Here is a 15,979-nt window from a genome sequence, read left to right on the forward strand (position 1 = left end):
GCGCCGCCAGGGAGTCCCCCGGCGGCGCGGCCCCGGCGCGGTGCCCTACGCCTAGCGCGCGCGGCGGCGCATGCGCTCGATGTCGAGCAGCACGACCGCCTTGGCCTCGATGCGCAACCAGCCGCGCAGCGCGAACTCCGCCAGCGCCTTGTTGACGGTCTCGCGGGAAGCGCCCACGAGCTGGGCGAGTTCCTCCTGCGTGAGGTCGTGGTGGACGTGCAGGCCGTCCTCGCCCTCCTTGCCGAACCGCTCGGCGAGGTCGAGGAGCTGCTTGGCGACCCGGCCGGGGACGTCGGTGAAGACGAGGTCGGCCATGGTGTCGTTGGTGCGCCGCAGCCTTGCCGCCAGCGCCTTGAGCAGTTGCAGGCCCACCTGGGGCTGGCTGCCGATGAACGGGCGGAGGTCGTCGTGGCCCAGGCCCGCCAGGACGGCGTCGGTGACCGCGATGGCGCTTGCCGTGCGCGGGCGGGGGTCGAACAGGGACAGCTCACCGAACATCTCGCTGGGGCCGAGCACGCCCAGGAGGTTCTCGCGGCCGTCCACAGCGGTGCGGGTCAGCTTGACCTTGCCGCTGAGGATGACGTAAAGGCGGTCTCCTTCGTCGCCCTCCGAGAACAGCGTCTGCCCCCGGCCGAGCCGGACCTCGCTCACCGAAGCGCGCAGCGCCGCGGCAGCATCGTCGTCCAGCGCTTCGAACAGAGGGGCCTTGCGCAGCACCTCGTTGGTCTCGTCCACCGCTTCCTCCTTGAAACCTGACCGCCACCAGTGTGACGCATATCGCACCCGGGTGTGAAACCAGGTCGTTATCTCGGCTTGTCGCGATGGTTCGGACCAGCCCGTCACAGCCGACACGGACATCAATGATCTTAGAGGCACGAACGCCCGGAGGCGGGCGTGCCCCGCCCCATTCACCTCGATGCCGACCGGAATTCGTGCCGCGGCCCGCCCGGGGGCCGCCGGACGGCGCCCACCGTGATGCAGCGCGCACCGCCCGCGGTCCGTAGGCTTTGGGCGTGCCCCGCCATACTGCCGCCACCGCCCCGGCCGCCGCGAAACCCAGCACAGCGGCCGGTTCCGACACACCCTCGGGTGAGTCGCGCCTCGCCCTGGTGCGCCGGGCCCGGCGGATCAACCGGGAGCTGGTCCGGCTCTACCCCGATGCCCACTGTGAGCTTGATTTCACCACGCCGCTCGAACTGACCGTCGCCACGATCCTCTCGGCCCAGTGCACCGACAAGCGCGTCAACGCGGTGACCCCCTCGCTGTTCGCGCGCTACCGCACCGCAGCCGACTACGCGGCCGCCGATCGCGGCGAGCTCGAAACCCTGATCCGGTCGACCGGCTTCTTCCGCTCGAAGGCGAACAACATCATCAAGCTCGGCCAGGAGCTGTGCGAGCGGCACGGCGGCGAGGTGCCCGACCGGCTCGACCGGCTCGTGAAGCTGTCCGGTGTGGGGCGCAAGACCGCCAACGTCGTCCTCGGCAACGCGTTCGGGGTGCCCGGTATCACCGTCGACACCCACTTCGGGCGGCTGGCGCGGCGCCTGCGCTGGACCGGCGCCACCGACCCCGTGAAGGCCGAGCACGACATCGGCGCGCTGTTCCCGCCCAAGGAGTGGACCCTGCTGTCGCACCGCATCATCTGGCACGGCCGCAGGGTCTGCCACTCCCGGCGCCCCGCGTGCGGGGCGTGCACGCTGGCGCACGACTGCCCCTCCTTCGGCGAGGGGCCGACCGACCCCGACACTGCGCGCAAGCTGCTGCGCGCGGGGCCGTTCTCATGACCGGTACGCCCGGCGGCCGCCGGTGAACGGCGACCACCGGCCCGTCCCCGTCCCCGAGTGGCTCGGCGCGCTCGCCGAGGCCGCGGCGCGCGCGCCCGTGCCGCGCGTCCTGCGGCCGCCGTCCGACGGCGGGCGGCACTCCGCCGTGCTGGTGCTGTTCGGCGAGTCGCCCGAGGGCGGACCCGACGTCCTGCTGATCCAGCGCAACAACGGGCTGCGGCGTCACTCCGGCCAGCCGGCGTTCCCCGGCGGCTCCATCGAACCCGGCGACGCCGGCGCGATCGGCTGCGCCCTGCGCGAGGCCGGCGAGGAGACCGGGCTGCTGCCCGCGGGCGTCGAGGTGCTGTGCGCCCTGCCGGAGCTCTACATCTCCCGCACCGACTTCCGGGTCACCCCCGTCCTCGCGTGGTGGCACACCCCCTCGGAGGTCGGCCCGGCCGACCCCGCCGAGGTGGCCTCGGTGGCGCGGGTGCCGGTCGCCGAGCTGGCCGACCCCGCGAACCGGGTCCGGACACGGCACCCGGACGGGTCCACCGGTCCGGCGTTCCGGGTACGCGGCATGCTGGTGTGGGGGTTCACGGCGGCGATACTGAACCAGCTCCTGGTCCTGGGCCGGTGGGAGCGGCCCTGGCTCGGGCCGGCCGCCGAGACCATCGACGTCCTCGGCGTGCTGCGCGCGAGCGGCGACCACGACGGCACACCGTGAGGCGAAGGGGGACGCAGTGCTGGACGTGATCCTCATTGTGCTGGTGCTGGTCTTCGCGGCATCGGGGTACCGGCAGGGCTTCATCGTGGGCGTGATGAGCTTCGGCGGGTTCATCGGCGGCGGGGTGGTCGCGGCACTGGGCGCGCCGTCCCTCATCCAGCGGCTCATCGACGACCCCGGGCGGCAGGCGCTGCTCGCCATCGCGGTGGTCTTCCTGTGCGCCGCCATGGGCCAGTTCGCCGCCTCCTACGTCGGCGCGCTCGTGCGCAACAAGGTCACATGGGACTCCGCCCGGGTGCTCGACGCTCTGGGCGGCGCGCTCGTCAGCGGCCTGTCGGTGCTGCTGGTGACCTGGCTCATCGGCAGCGCGGTCGCGAACTCCGCCATCCCGATCGTGACCGGCCAGGTGCAGGACTCCCGGGTGCTCCAGGCCGTCGACCGCGCCGTGCCCGACGTGGCCCACACCTGGTTCTCCACGTTCCGCCGCATCGTCGACCAGAGCGCGTTCCCGCAGGTGTTCAGCGGCCTGGGGTCCGGCCAGCCGGCCGAGGTCGACGCGCCCGACCCCGACGTCCTCTCCACGCCGAAGCTCCGCGAGGCCAGCAAGAGCATCGTCAAGGTGCTCGGCACCGCCCCGTCGTGCCAGCGCAGGGTCGAGGGGACCGGGTTCGCCTACGGGCCCGACCGGATCATGACCAATGCGCACGTCGTCGCGGGCGTCACCGAGGAGCTGCGGGTGGTCACCCGCTCGGGGCAGCAGCTCACCGCCACCGTCGTCCTCTACGACCCCCAGCAGGACATCGCGGTGCTCGACGTGCCCGGCCTGGACCTCGAACCGCTGCGGTTCCAGCAGGACGCGGAGAAGGGCGGCAACGCCGTCGTCGCCGGGTTCCCCCGCAACCAGGGCTTCACCGTGGTCCCGGCGCGGATCCGCGCGCAGCAGACCGCGCAGGGCCCCGACTTCTACCACTCGCAGCAGGTCAGCCGCGACATCTACCAGGTGCGCGCCAAGGTCCTGCCGGGCAACTCCGGCGGGCCGCTGCTGTCGCCCAGGGGCGAGGTGTACGGGGTGGTCTTCGCCGCGGCCACCAACGACGACGACACCGGGTACGTGCTGACCGCCGACGAGGTGGCCGAGAACGCGGCGACCGGGCGGTCGTCCTCGGCCCCCGTCGACACCATGCAGTGCGACTGAGCCGGCCCGCGCCGCGGCGGGTACCCGCCGCGGCGCGGGCCGGCCGGGCGGGCCCGGCGCACCCTCACTGCGGGAGGAATTCGGCGCTCTGGACGTACGCCATTGCGCGGACGAACTCCGGTTCGTTCATGCGGCGGCCCATCTCCTCCTCGGTGGGCTCGGCCACGCGCGTGTGGATCCACCACAGGTTGCCGAACGGGTCGCGGAAACGGCTGACGCGGTCGCCCCAGAAGAGCTCGGTGGGCTCGGTGACGATCGCGGCCCCGCGCGCCACCGCCCGGCGCAGCACCTCGGCGTCGTCGGCGACGTAGAGGCGCAGGAACGCGGGTGTCCGCGGCCAGTGGGGATTGTCGAACATCATCACCACGGAGTCGCCGATGCGGACCTCCGCGTGGCCGATGACCCCCTCGGCCTCGACCCGGCCCAGCTCTTCGGCGTCGAAGACGCCGACGACGAACTCGATCAGCGCGGCCGTGCCGTTCGGCGAGATCATCCACGGGGTCACGGTGTGGTATCCGGTGGGAACCGTCTGCATGTCCGACCCTTCGGTCCGAGGGTGCTCTGCGCGCCCTGATACGACCACGGTAGGAACGATGTAGGTCAGAAAACGTCCTCGATGATCGGGCCGGGCGGCGGTGATTCGGGACGTGTTCGGGAACGGCTTTCGGGGCCGGAACGGCTGTCAGGACACGATCTCGCCCGCGGTGCGCTCGGTCAGCCGCTCGTAGCGCTGGCGGGCGGCCTGCGCGGAGTTCAGGCCCAGGCCGAACGCGATCTCCTGCCAGGTCATGCCGCGGCCGCGGGCGGTGTCGATGAGGCCGGCCTCCAACGCCTCGACTTCGGCGCGGGCGCGCGGGGCGAGGCTGAGTGCCGCGGTGAGGTCGGCGGTGTCGACCGGCGGCGCGCCGGGCTCCGGGTCGCCGCTGCCGCCCGCGAGGTTCGCGACGCGCCGGATGGCGTCGAGCGGCTCCATGGGCATGTGCCGCTCGTCCCAGCGCGCCTTGGCCTCGCCGGACGCGTGGCGCTCGGTGATGCGGAACAGGGCGGTGTAGACGCGCTTCTGGCGCTCGGCGTCGGGGTCGGGTCGGGTGAAGGGGTCATCGGTCATGCATTCAATATAATATTGAAGCACCCATGCGTCAACATTGTTGGTTGAACATTTTGTTCAATCGATAGAGCGCACGAACCCCGGCAGGGGGTGGTGGAACAGGGCGGGCGCCGTCCCCGATGAGTGGGGCGGCGCCCGGTTCGTACGCGGATCCCCGGTCAGCCGGCCGCGGCCGCCTCGTCATCGGAACCGCCGCGGTTCAGCGGCCAGCTCATGGTGACCACGGTGCCGTCGGTCTTCGGCTCGATGTTCACCTCGTCGGCGAGGCCGACGATGACGGCGAGCCCGACGTCGGGCGACATGCCCGAGACGCCGCCAGGAGGGGTGATGCTGCCCATCTCCAGATGGGCGAGGTCGGGATCGACGGGGAAGGGCTCGAACGGCGCGCCGTCCGAGGGCTCCTTCGCCGGGGCCCGGTCGGAGATGACGACCTGGAAGCGTCCGGGGTCGCCGCCGTTGACACGGGACGGGACCGTCCGCCCCCGCGCCGACGAGGCGCCCGGCGGCCCCGCGCTGTCGATCAGCTTGAGCTGGATCGGCTGCTCAGGGCAGTAGACGCGGTGTGCCTCGACCGCGCGGGAACACGCCTCACCGACCGCCAACCTGACCTCGTCGAGGGCGGATTCGGCGATGCCCGCCCGGCGGGCCACGGCAGTGGCCATGAGCCGCGCGGTTCGCACATGGGCAGGCAGCGCACTTATCGTGAGCTGGACAATTGCCATCGCTCGCTCGTTACGTAACTACTTCGACTTACGCTTGTCGATGGCTTCCTGCACCGACTCGTAAATCCCGAAGACCTTGGTGAGACCCGTGATGCGGAAGATTTTCAGGATCCGCTCCTGGGTGCACACCAGGTCGAGGGTGCCGTCGTGGGCGCGCACGCGCTTCAGGCCGCCTACGAGCACGCCGAGCCCCGTCGAGTCGAGGAACTCCACCTTCTCCATGTTCACCACGAGATGGAAGTTGCCCTTGTTGACGAGGTCGATGAGGAGCTCACGCAGGCGGGGCGCCGTGTAGACGTCGATCTCACCCTCGACGATGACGATCTCGGTGTCGTCTTGGGTGTGGTGGTCAAGCTTCAAATCCACAAGTCCTCCAGCGCCGAACTGCGATGTTTCCGCGAGTGATCTGTGCCCTGCGTTATCCCCACAGGGCGGCATTCAACCACGCCTGGCCGCCGTATCTGCTCGCAACGAGCGAGAAAAACCCCGACAACGCGCGTCTCTTCCCACTGGTGACACACTGAAACCGCTAGTCATCAGTCGTTCCTTGTGATCAATGCCGTGCGAGGCCGGGAGGACAGTAGGGGTGCACGAATGGGAGTCGACCCTCCAACGGCTGTGGCGTGAGAATACCCGGACCTCGACTGTCACCCATGTGGAGCGCGTGGCTCCTAGCGACGGGGTAAGTGAAGAGTGGCCGGATTGGACGCCGTCCGCACTGGTGGAGAGCTTGGCCGCAGCCGGGATCTCCGCTCCGTGGTCGCACCAGGTCGCCGCCGCCGACCTCGCGCGTGCCGGCGGCAACGTGATCATATCGACTGGCACGGCCTCCGGGAAGTCGCTCGCCTTCCTGCTGCCGTGCGCCGAGGCCGTCGAGGACGGCGGAACGGTCCTCTACCTCTCCCCCACCAAGGCGCTCGCCGCCGATCAGCTGCGGAGCGTGCGGGAACTCGCCCTGCCCGGGCTGCGCGCCGCCACCTACGACGGCGACACCCCGCGCGACGAGCGCACCTGGATCCGCTCGCACGCCAACTACGTGCTCACCAACCCCGACATGCTGCATCGCGGCATCCTGCGCAGGCACGCGGCCTGGGCGGGGTTCCTGCGGCGGCTCCGCTACGTGGTCATCGACGAGGCGCACCGCTACCGGGGGGTGTTCGGCTCGCACGTGGCGCAGATCGTGCGGCGGCTCCGGCGGGTGTGCGCGCGGCACCGCGGCGAACCGGTGTTCATCCTGGCCTCGGCCACGACCGGCACACCGGAGGAGAGCGCCGAGCGGCTCACCGGGCTGCCGGTGCGGGCGGTCTCGGTCGACCGGTCGCCCCGCCCCGCGCTCAGCTTCGCCCTGGTCGAGCCGGACCTGACGGAGGCGCGCGGAGAGCGCGGCGCCCCGGTGCGCAGGACCGCCACCGCCGAGGCGGCCGACCTGCTCGCCGCCCTCGCCGCCGACGGGGTGCGGACGCTGGCGTTCGCGCGCTCGCGCCAGGGTGCCGAGGTCATCGCGATGTCGGCGCAGCGGATCCTCGCCGACACGAGGTCGCACGACTTGGCGCGCAGGGTGGCGGCGTACCGCGGCGGGTACCTGGCGGGCGAGCGGCGCGAACTGGAGGAGGCGCTGCGAACGGGCGAGCTGCGGGCCCTCGCCGCGACCAACGCGCTGGAGCTCGGGGTCGACATCACCGGGCTCGACGCGGTGCTGATCACCGGCTGGCCGGGGACGCTGGCGTCGCTGTGGCAGCAGGCGGGGCGGGCCGGGCGCAGGGGCGACCACGCCCTGGCGGTGTTCATCGCGCGCGACGACCCGCTCGACACCTACTTGGCGCATCACCCCGACGCGATCTTCGGGCGGCCGATGGAGGCGGTGGTCCTCGACCCCGACAACCCGTACGTCCTCGGGCCGCACCTGTGCGCGGCCGCCGAGGAGATCGCCCTGACTGAGGACGACCTCCCGGTGTTCGGACCGGCGGCCGAAGGCGTGCTCGCCGACCTGGTGCGCCGCGGCCTGCTGCGCCGCCGGCCCCGCGGCTGGTTCTGGGCGCACAAGGAGCCGGCCGCCGACCTCGCCGACATCCGCGGTGCGGGCGGCGCGCCGGTGCAGATCGTCGACGCCGGAAGCGGGCAGCTCCTCGGCACCATCGACGACGCGGCGGCGCACGGAGCGGTCCACGAAGGGGCGGTGTACCTGCACCAGGGCCAGACCTACGTCGTGGACCGGCTGGACCTGGACGACGAAGTGGCCCTGGTGCACGCGGAGGACCCCCCGTACAGCACGTGGTCGCGCGAGGTGACCGAGATCGAGGTGCGGTCGGCGCTGCGCGAGGAGGAGTGGGGCGCGGCGGCGACCGTCCACTTCGGTGAGGTGCGGGTGACCCGGCAGGTCGTGGGCTACCTCAAACGGGATGTGCGCACGGGCGCGGTGCTGGGCGAGCAGCCGCTCGACCTGCCAGAGCGCACGCTGCACACGCGCGCCGTGTGGTGGACGCTCTCGCCCGACGCGGAGAAGCGCCTGCTCGCCGACGCGGTGGAACTGCGCGGTGCGGCGCACGCCGCCGAACATGCGGCGATCGGCCTGCTGCCGCTGTTCGCGACCTGCGACCGCTGGGACATCGGCGGGGTGTCGACCGCGCTGCACGCGGACACCGGGCGGCTGACCGTGTTCGTCTACGACGGCCACGAGGGCGGGGCGGGGTTCGCGGAGCGCGGCTTCGCGGCGGCGCGGGAGTGGCTCGCGGCGACCCGCGAGGCGATCGCCAACTGCGAGTGCCGGGACGGGTGCCCGTCGTGCATCCAGTCGCCCAAGTGCGGCAGCGGCAACGACCCGTTGGACAAGGACGGGGCGCTGCGGCTGCTCGGGGAGGTCCTGAGCGGCTGAGCGCGGAACCGCCGGGGGAGGGTCGCCGGTGCGGAGGCCGCCCGGGGCGGTGCCGCTCACCGGGCACCGCGGGCCGGAAGACCCCGGGGGACACGGTGACCCACGAAGGGGTCGGCGGCGCGGCGCGGCGCGCCGCGGCGGAGCCGGACGACGTGTCGGCGGGCGGGCCGTATTGGGGTGGTGCGCGGTTTCGGGGCGGCGGCGAGCAGTTCGCGCAATGGGCTCATGGGTTCCGTGCCTTTCCGGTGGGCTCGGGCGGGGGTCACTGAGCGGTCGGGCCGCCGGGCGGCTGCTCTGGCGGGTCGGGCGGGTCGGTGGGTGCGGACGGCGGCGGGCGGTGCGGATCGGGGGCCGGGCCGCGGCCGGGGCACCGGGCCTGGGGCCGCACCGCGCACGAGTGGACGGGGCGGGGGCGCTGCGGCCGGTGCCGCGCCGCGTGCAGTGGACAGCGGGGCCGGGTGCCGCCGTCGCTCGGACTCATGGGGGTGTCCTTTCCTGAGTGGGTGCTAGTCCGGCCCGGTGGTCCGGCGGCGGCCGCGGTAGCGGGGTGGGAAGCGCGGCCAGCCCACGCTGAGCCGCAGGACGAGGACCACTGCCGCCAGCAGTCCGAGCGCGCAGGACGGCGCGTAGCGCAGCAGGCCCGGCGATCGTGCGGGGGCCACCGGGTCGTGGCCGTACCGGACGGAGAGGTCGGCCGGTGCGGTGGGAGTGCCCGACGGCTCGGGTGTGGACGGTGCCAGGCGGGCGGACTTGGCGCGGGGGGAGTCGCGGGACGGCGGCGGTGGCGGCGACGGCGAGGCCCCTGGGGAGGGCTCAGAGGGCGGTGACGGTGTGGGCGCGGGGTGTCGGACGCCCACACCGTCACCTCGGGAGGTGGTCGTGGCCGCCGATTCCGGCCGTCGCGGCGGGGGAGTCGGGGGCGCCGGGGCCGGGGTGGTGACGGGGGGTTCGGGGACCTGTGGCGGCGGTTCGACCGAGGGCTGCGGCGGCGCCGGGACGGAGGGGTCGGGCGAGATCAGCGGCGACGGCGCGGTCGCACCGGTACCGGGCGGCGGAGCGGTGTCGGGGATCGCGGCCGGTCCCCCGGGCGACGCAGCGGTTGCGTTGTCGTGGCGCGCACGGAGCCGCGGCTCGCCGCCGGTGGTGTCGGCGGCGGCGCAGCACAGCAGTGCGGTGCCCACAGCGAGGAGCAGGCGCAGCGAGCGGGCGGCGGGCAGGTGCGGCGGGACCATGGACGGCTCCGGGGGCGCGGCGGGATCAGGGGGCGGGCGGGTGATCGGCGGGGCCCGCGCGGGCGGCGGCCGACAATGAGCCGGCGCCGAGCCGCGCCGGGAGTTCGACCGTGGTGTCGATGACCGTCCCGTTCAGGCGGCACGCGGTGAGCCGCGCGCCGTTGGCCGAGGCGGTGGCGCGGGCGCTCGCACAGGCCGGGGCGGCGCCCTGCGCGGCGTCGCGTGCGCCGGCGAGCGCGGCGAGGTCGGCCGCAGAGGAGGCGCGCTGGCGATCGGCGCGGACGCTCGCGACCAGCACCATGGCCGTCGCCGTGAACCAGACGATCGCGCAGACGGAGAGCACCCAGACGGTGCCCGACCCGGTGTCGCCGCGGAACCGGAGCGGTGTGCGGCTGCGGCGGGCCAGGGCAGGGGCGGGCGGGCTCATGGCGACTCCTCCACCGGAGTGGCCGCCTCGGCATGGACCTCGAACGGGCCGGGGAGCCCGGGTGCGATCGGCACGGGCGCGCTCAGCCGGACCCTGGCGAACCGGGAATCGGTGCTGATCCGCGCGCGGGCCTGTGGCGGCGCGACCTGGTCGATGAGCGTGTGGACGGCGTCGGGCTCCTCGCCGCGCGCGAGCGCCCTGGCGCCGACACGGGCGGCGTCGACACAGGACAGGTGCGTGGTGGCGGCGTGGATGGCGGCGAGCGCGATACCGAGCAGCAGCATGAGGCTGGGCAGCGCCACAGCGGTCTCGGCGGTGACGGTGCCATGATCGGCGGCGGAGGACATCTCAGCCGCCGACCGAGAGCGCATCGGTGACCATACTGGTGAGGGCGCTGCGTACCGCCCCACTGGTCAGAATCGCGTACAACACCGCCGCGAAAGCACAGGCGGCTACTGTTCCCAAAGCGTACTCAGCTGTTGACATGGCGTAATCAGTGCGGGTGGGTGCCGCGGCCCGCCTGGCGGCGGCTCGCAGCACGGCGGTGGGCGCGGACGACAGGGACGGCATGACGGCCTCCTGCGAAAGGGGCGGATGCGTGGGGCCGGAGGCGGAGTCCATCGATGCGGCCTGACTCCAGAATCCCCGCCGCGGATCGACGGGGAAAGCCGGATTCCGACCCTGTGGACAAGTCCGCCCCCGCCAGGAAAGGAGCCCCCGACCGCACCGACCGCCCCGTACCCCGCAGCGCCCGGCGGGGCGTATCGGCGATGGGGCGCTGTGCACCGCCGTCGAGCCGAGAAGCCCCAGGTCGCGGAGCGGCCGGGCACTCAACGACCGTCGACGCGGGACCGGCTACGGCGAGGCGCCGGTGAGGAGTTCGGCCGCCATGGGGACGACGCCGATGAGCACGAAGGCGGGGAGGAAGCACAAGCCGAGCGGCAGCACCGCGAGGCCCCCCGTGCGCTGCGCGGTGGCGACGGTCCGGGACCGGGCCTGGGAGCGGAGGTCGTCGGCGTGGCGCTGAAGGACGTCGGCGACCGGCGCCCCGGTGGTGGACGCCCTGGCCAATGCCCTGCCCAGTGCGGCGAGCTCCTCGGGGTGGTCGAGGGACCGCCACGCCGCAGCGGGGTCGGCGCCCAGCCGGAGGCGTTCGGCGACGGCGACGAGTTCGGCACCGAGCGGGCCCCGCACGGCGCCGGTCACGGCGTCGAGCGCCGCGGGCATCGTGCTGCCCGCGCGCAGCGCCGCCGCCAGGAGTTCGACGGTCAGGGGCAGGGCGGCGACGATGCCCGCGGCGCGCTGCCGGGCGCCGCCGATGTCGGTGCGGCCGAGCCGCCACCACAGTGCGCCGCCGGCGGGCAGTCCGATCAGGACCGCCGCCGGTACTCCGAGCGTGAACGCCAGGGTGCAGGCCGGAGCGCAGGCGGCGAGGACGCGCAACGGGGTGCCCGCCTGGCGCGGGGCGCGCGCCGCCGGTACCGGCGGCCGGGGCGGGGCGCATAGGGCCGCCAGCCGGTCGGCCGGTGTGGGCCGGGGCGCTGTGAGCAGCCAGGCCGCGGCGGTGGCGAGGACCGCGACGGCGGCGCCGAGGATGATCACCGCGGCTCTCCGGCGTCCAGGGCGCGGCGGGTCATGCGGTGCGTCCACCAGAGGCCGAGGAGGTCGAGCGCCACCCCGCCGACGAGGCAGCCCAATCCGACGGGGGTGGTGCACAGGAAGAGCAGGGGCCGTCCGCCCATGCCCGATGACATGGCGAGCCCGGCGACGGGCAGCGCGCTGAGCAGGGCGGCGGTGGCACGGGGCCCGGCGAGCTGCGCGGAGAGTTCGCTGCGGCGCGACTGCTCCTCGGCGAGCCCGTGCGCCAACCGGTCGACCACCTCGGCGAGGCTGCCGCCGGTCTGCGAGGCGACCCGCCAGCAGCCGGAGAGGTAGCCGATCCCGGCGCATCCGGGGCGGTCGGCGAGAGCGCGCATGGCGGCGACGGGGTCGCCGCCGCGTGCTGCGGCGAGGACCGGGGTGAACGCCGGTGCGAGTGCCGGGGGGAGTTCACGGGCGGCCGCGCCGAGTGCTTCGGGCGGTGGGCGTCCGGCACGCAGTTCGGCGGCCAGGACCCGGCAGAGCTCGATGGTCGATTCGCGCCAGAGGTGGGGTTCGCGGCGGCGGAGTGCGGCGGCCCGGCGCCGGACGGCCGTCCACAGGCGGTGGACGGCGGTTCCGGCAGGATCCGCGGGGGGCGCGCACAGCAGGCGGATGCGGATCTGCGCAGCGGAGGGCAGCGACTGGAGGACGACGGTGCCGACCAGGCCGGTGATGAGCAGGATTGCGGGGATCATCGCCGCTCCATTCGCGGGGACGGGCGCCGCGGCGCCCGGGGGTTCGCGGGCGGTTCGTGGGCGGGCCGACCGGTCGGTGCGGGTGCGCGCCGTGCCGGGCCGTGGGAGCCGCGCCGGTGCGGCCTGGGGGTCGGCTCGGGGCCGCGGCGCGGGGCATCGGCAGAGGTCAACCGGCGGGTGGGGGTTCGCGGCCGAGCCAGGCGACGCCGATCCGGGCGGTGAGGTCGGCGGCGCCCGCGTGCCGGACGGTCTCGCCGTTCGGCCGGAACTCGACCGCGGGGACGGCCTCGACAAGCCCTGAACCGGACCGGCGCAGCACGCACACCTCGGCGACGCGGCGCACACCGCCAGGCTCGCGGACGACATGGACGACCAGCGCGCGAGTGGCGGCCAACTGGCTGTGGACGGCGTCGCGGCTCAGCCCCGCGGCGCAGCCCAGCGCCTCGATCCGCGCCGGGACGTCGGTCGCGGCGTTGGCGTGCAGAGTGCCGGTGCCTCCTTCGTGGCCGGTGTTGAAGGCGGCGAGCATGGTGGCGACCTCTTTGCCCCGGACCTCTCCGACGACGAGCCGGTCGGGGCGCATGCGCAGGGCCTGCCGGACGAGGTGGTGCAGGTCGACGCCGCCGCTGCCCTCGATGTTGGGCGGCCGGGTCTGCAACCGGACGACGTGGGGGTGCTCCGGTCGCAGCTCAGCGGAGTCCTCGACGAGCAGCAGACGTTCGTCGTGAGCGCACAACGAGAGCAGCGCGGAGAGCAGGGTGGTCTTGCCGGTGCCGGTTCCGCCGCAGATGAGGAAGGCGGCGCGTGAGGCGATGAGGGAGCGCAGCAGCCGGGCGCCGATGGGGACGACACCGCCGCATTCGACCAGTTCGGCCAGTGTGAACACCCGGCGCCGGGTGAGCCGCAGGGAGAGGCAGGCGCCTTCGGGGGCGATGGGCGGCAGCACGGCGTGCAGGCGCGCGCCCGACGGCAGCCGGGCGTCGACCCAGGGCGCGGCGGCGTCCAACCGCCGTCCGGCCTGGGCGGCGAGGCGCTGAGCGAGGCGGACGACCGATTCGGTGTCGGGGAACCGGATCTCGGGGAGCCTGCGCAGGCCCGCGCCGTCCTCGATCCACACCTGGTCCGGCGCGTTGACGAGGATGTCGGTGATGAGGGGGTCGGCGAGAAGCGGGTCGAGCGGACCGGCGCCCGCGAGGTCGGCGCGGAGCAACCGGACGATCGACAGCACCTCGGCGTCGCCCATGACGCCGCGCTCGGCCCGCAGCGCGGCGGCGACCTTGGCGGGGGTGGGCGCAGCGGAGTCGCGCGCGAGGCGGGCGCGCACGGCGTCGAGGAGCGCGGGGTCGGGCGCGAGGGCCGGGGGTTCGGGGCCGGGGTTCATGGCTGCTGGTCGTCTCGTACGGGCGGTGCGTCGAGGGTGGTCAGTAGGGCGGTGCAGAACGACGCGAGTGGGGATTCGGGGTCGGTGGCGGGGGTGCGGCCGCGGTCGAGGCAGGCGGCGAGCCGCGGTTCGGCGGCGAAGCTGCCCGCGAGCGGGAGGTCGAGCGCCGTCGCGACGGTCTCGGCGGGGAGCTCCTCGTGCGGGGCGCGGACCGCCACACGGAGGTCGGCGACGCGGCGGCGCAGGCCGGGCGTGATCCTGCGCGCGGCCATGACCGCGTGCACGTCGGCCGGGACGACCAGCAGCGTGCGGGTGCTGCGGAGCAGCGCCTCCTCCGCGCATGGGTCGAGTGTGCGCGGGAGGTCGCAGACGACGAGGTCGGTCCCGCGGGCGGCGGAGGCCAGCACGGCGCGTACGGCGGGGGCGGGCAGCGGCGCGGCGGCCTCGCGCGCCCATGTGACCACGGTGAGGTCGTTGACGCGCGGGAACGCCCGGCGCAGCGCGGGCCAGTGCATGCGGCCCGCGCGCCCGGCGAAATCGCCCCAGCGCGCGCCGCCGATGTGGTCGCCGCCGATGAGGAGGTCGAGGCCGCCGCCGAGGGGATCGATGTCGACCAGCGCGGTGCGCCTGCCGGAGCGCTCGCCGGCGAGGGCGAAGGCGACGGCGAACAGGCTGGCCCCCGCGCCGCCTTTGCCGCCGACGACCGAGATGACGGCGGCCCGCGCTCGGCGTTCCTCGGTGGCCTCGGCGAACAGTTCGGCGAGGTGGGCCTCGGACTCGGGCAGGGCGAGGACCTCGCGCGCCCCGATGCGCAGGGCGGCGTCCCAGATGCCGCCCCGCCCGTCGGCCGGCTCGGCGTCGGCGCCGCCACCGATGACGACGGCGTTCGGATGGCGGTCGGGTTCGAGGGCTGCCAGCCGGGCCAGGAGGTCGGCGCCGACGACGGCGAGGGGTGCGCGCGGCCACTCGCGCCCGGCCTGCGCGGCGGTGCCCGCGACGGTGACCTCGACGTCGGCGGCGGCGGCGAGGCGGAGGAGGTCGTCGAGCAGGTCGGGGTCGTCGGTGACGATGAGGGGACGGGCGGTGCTTGCCATGGGCTCGCCTTCCGGAACCGGGGTCGTGCGTCCACGGTCGCCCGGCCGGGAGCCCCGGCGAAAGCGCGATCCGCCGGCCTGTGGACAACCGGTTCCGGCGCCGCGGAAATGGGCCTGGCGGCGGAGAATCCCGGTGCGCGGCCGCCAGTCCTGTGCGAGCTTCGACGTATGGCAGAAGACATCCGCGAGCCGCGTGTCGGCGACGCCTTCGGTGAGATGCCGGCCCGCTGCTGGGACAGCGGGCTGCGGCCCGGCGCGTCCTTCGAGATCATCGAGCGCGACGACGGGATGATGGCGGCGGGCGACGCGGTCCGCTACTTCCACACCGAGCAGGAGATGGCGCCACTGGAGCGCTGGGCGTGCGCGCGGGCGCACGGCCGGGTGCTGGACATCGGGTGCGGCGCGGGCCGCCACGCGGTCGCCGTGCGCGTCCGCGGCTGCGAGGTCGTGGGGCTCGACCCCTCGCCCGGCGCGGTGCGGGTCGCCCGCGAGCGCGGTGTCGACGCCGTGCCGGGAACACTGGAGGAGCCGCCCGGCGACCTGGGCGGGTTCGACACCTTCCTGCTGCTCGGCAACAACCTCGGCCTGCTCCGGAACGCCGACGCCGCGCCCGGCCTGCTCGACGGCCTGCGCCCGTTCGCGCGCCCCGGGGCGCGGATCATCGCGGCCTCGGCCGACCCCGAGGGTGAAGACGGCCTCCACCGCACCTACCACGAGTGGAACCGGCAACGGGGGCGGATGCCGGGCCAGCTGCGCTTGCGGGTGCGCGACCGCGCGCTGGCCTCGCCCTGGTTCGACTACCTGATGGCGTCATCGGCCGATCTCGCGGCGATCACCGACGGCACCGCGTGGCGGGTGGGTCACGTCGAGCACGACGGGGGCGCCTACATCGCGGTTCTGGTGCTCCGGGGGTGAACGGCGCCGCCGGAGCGGGCGCCGCGGCGCGTGGGCGGGCCGGGCCCGCCGGGCCTCTCGGCGCCGGTCGCCGCAGGCGGACGCGGCGCCGAGAGGGCGGGAAAGGAACGACGGCCCCCGCCGGGGGGATGGCGGGGGCCGTCTTACGTTCCGGCTCCGGGGGGGTAGAGCCGGCTCGTTTTCCATTAGGGGTTCTGAGTAGGCGCA

The 15,979-nt window shown here is 74.4% G+C and carries 18 protein-coding genes; 5 read left to right on the forward strand and 13 right to left on the reverse strand.

Going from position 1 to position 15,979, the window contains the following annotated elements; all coding sequences use genetic code 11:
- Positions 1–51: 51 nt before the first annotated feature.
- Positions 52–735, reverse strand: a complete 684-nt coding sequence (locus tag CLV63_RS05670) for a Crp/Fnr family transcriptional regulator (RefSeq protein ID WP_106581827.1) — start codon at positions 733–735, stop codon at positions 52–54.
- 278 nt (positions 736–1,013) lie between these two features.
- Between CLV63_RS05670 and nth the strand changes: the two genes are divergently transcribed.
- From nth to CLV63_RS05685, 3 genes are read left to right on the forward strand one after another with little or no spacing between them, the layout of a single operon-like run.
- Complete coding sequence (nth, locus tag CLV63_RS05675) at positions 1,014–1,784, forward strand: endonuclease III (RefSeq protein WP_106582082.1); 771 nt, start codon at positions 1,014–1,016, stop codon at positions 1,782–1,784.
- A gap of 22 nt (positions 1,785–1,806) precedes the next feature.
- Positions 1,807–2,490, forward strand: coding sequence for an NUDIX hydrolase (locus tag CLV63_RS05680; protein ID WP_106581828.1), 684 nt, complete (start codon positions 1,807–1,809; stop codon positions 2,488–2,490).
- Between the two features lie 16 nt (positions 2,491–2,506).
- On the forward strand, positions 2,507–3,685 hold the full coding sequence (locus tag CLV63_RS05685; RefSeq protein ID WP_106581829.1) for a MarP family serine protease: 1,179 nt from the start codon (positions 2,507–2,509) through the stop codon (positions 3,683–3,685).
- A 64-nt stretch (positions 3,686–3,749) separates the two neighbouring features.
- Here CLV63_RS05685 and CLV63_RS05690 read toward each other — a convergent pair whose 3' ends face one another.
- From CLV63_RS05690 to CLV63_RS05705, 4 genes are all read right to left on the reverse strand, one after another.
- Positions 3,750–4,220 carry a VOC family protein gene (locus CLV63_RS05690; protein ID WP_106581830.1) on the reverse strand — a complete coding sequence of 157 codons (471 nt, stop codon included), beginning with the start codon at positions 4,218–4,220 and terminating at the stop codon, positions 3,750–3,752.
- Positions 4,221–4,367: 147 nt separating this feature from the next.
- On the reverse strand, positions 4,368–4,793 hold the full coding sequence (locus CLV63_RS05695) for a DNA-binding protein (RefSeq protein ID WP_106581831.1): 426 nt from the start codon (positions 4,791–4,793) through the stop codon (positions 4,368–4,370).
- Positions 4,794–4,951: 158 nt separating this feature from the next.
- Positions 4,952–5,515 (reverse strand): ATP-binding protein, encoded by a 564-nt coding sequence (locus tag CLV63_RS05700; protein ID WP_106581832.1) that lies wholly within the window; start codon positions 5,513–5,515, stop codon positions 4,952–4,954.
- A gap of 18 nt (positions 5,516–5,533) precedes the next feature.
- The gene (locus CLV63_RS05705; protein ID WP_106581833.1) at positions 5,534–5,881 is read right to left on the reverse strand and encodes an STAS domain-containing protein; all 348 of its coding nucleotides are present in this window, start codon (positions 5,879–5,881) and stop codon (positions 5,534–5,536) included.
- A 220-nt stretch (positions 5,882–6,101) separates the two neighbouring features.
- Here CLV63_RS05705 and CLV63_RS05710 point away from each other — a divergent pair, with 220 nt between their 5' ends.
- Positions 6,102–8,387, forward strand: coding sequence for a DEAD/DEAH box helicase (locus tag CLV63_RS05710; RefSeq protein ID WP_394339743.1), 2,286 nt, complete (start codon positions 6,102–6,104; stop codon positions 8,385–8,387).
- A gap of 506 nt (positions 8,388–8,893) precedes the next feature.
- Here CLV63_RS05710 and CLV63_RS05715 read toward each other — a convergent pair.
- The 8 genes from CLV63_RS05715 to ssd all read right to left on the reverse strand — a co-directional run bounded on the left by CLV63_RS05715 (position 8,894) and on the right by ssd (position 14,857).
- Positions 8,894–9,619, reverse strand: coding sequence for a hypothetical protein (locus tag CLV63_RS05715; RefSeq protein WP_106581835.1), 726 nt, complete (start codon positions 9,617–9,619; stop codon positions 8,894–8,896).
- Between the two features lie 25 nt (positions 9,620–9,644).
- On the reverse strand, positions 9,645–10,046 hold the full coding sequence (locus CLV63_RS05720; RefSeq protein ID WP_106581836.1) for an Rv3654c family TadE-like protein: 402 nt from the start codon (positions 10,044–10,046) through the stop codon (positions 9,645–9,647).
- Positions 10,043–10,417: a TadE family type IV pilus minor pilin gene (locus CLV63_RS05725; RefSeq protein ID WP_106581837.1), complete on the reverse strand. Its 375-nt coding sequence runs from the start codon at positions 10,415–10,417 to the stop codon at positions 10,043–10,045. Before CLV63_RS05725 ends, CLV63_RS05720 begins: the two co-directional genes overlap by 4 nt.
- Positions 10,395–10,667 carry a DUF4244 domain-containing protein gene (locus CLV63_RS35125; protein WP_342751359.1) on the reverse strand — a complete coding sequence of 91 codons (273 nt, stop codon included), beginning with the start codon at positions 10,665–10,667 and terminating at the stop codon, positions 10,395–10,397. The genes CLV63_RS05725 and CLV63_RS35125 overlap by 23 nt, the downstream gene beginning before the upstream one ends.
- A gap of 234 nt (positions 10,668–10,901) precedes the next feature.
- Complete coding sequence (locus CLV63_RS05735; protein WP_342751360.1) at positions 10,902–11,648, reverse strand: type II secretion system F family protein; 747 nt, start codon at positions 11,646–11,648, stop codon at positions 10,902–10,904.
- The gene (locus CLV63_RS05740) at positions 11,645–12,382 is read right to left on the reverse strand and encodes a type II secretion system F family protein (protein ID WP_106581838.1); all 738 of its coding nucleotides are present in this window, start codon (positions 12,380–12,382) and stop codon (positions 11,645–11,647) included. The genes CLV63_RS05735 and CLV63_RS05740 overlap by 4 nt, the downstream gene beginning before the upstream one ends.
- Before the next feature lie 166 nt (positions 12,383–12,548).
- The gene (locus tag CLV63_RS05745) at positions 12,549–13,763 is read right to left on the reverse strand and encodes a TadA family conjugal transfer-associated ATPase (protein ID WP_106581839.1); all 1,215 of its coding nucleotides are present in this window, start codon (positions 13,761–13,763) and stop codon (positions 12,549–12,551) included.
- Positions 13,760–14,857: a septum site-determining protein Ssd gene (ssd, locus tag CLV63_RS05750; RefSeq protein ID WP_106581840.1), complete on the reverse strand. Its 1,098-nt coding sequence runs from the start codon at positions 14,855–14,857 to the stop codon at positions 13,760–13,762. The genes CLV63_RS05745 and ssd overlap by 4 nt, the downstream gene beginning before the upstream one ends.
- Before the next feature lie 168 nt (positions 14,858–15,025).
- On the opposite strand from ssd, the gene CLV63_RS05755 reads away from it, so the two are divergent.
- The gene (locus tag CLV63_RS05755; protein ID WP_106581841.1) at positions 15,026–15,772 is read left to right on the forward strand and encodes a class I SAM-dependent methyltransferase; all 747 of its coding nucleotides are present in this window, start codon (positions 15,026–15,028) and stop codon (positions 15,770–15,772) included.
- Positions 15,773–15,979: the final 207 nt, after the last annotated feature.

This window comes from Murinocardiopsis flavida, assembly GCF_003014485.1.
In the GTDB taxonomy this organism is placed as follows: domain Bacteria; phylum Actinomycetota; class Actinomycetes; order Streptosporangiales; family Streptosporangiaceae; genus Murinocardiopsis; species Murinocardiopsis flavida.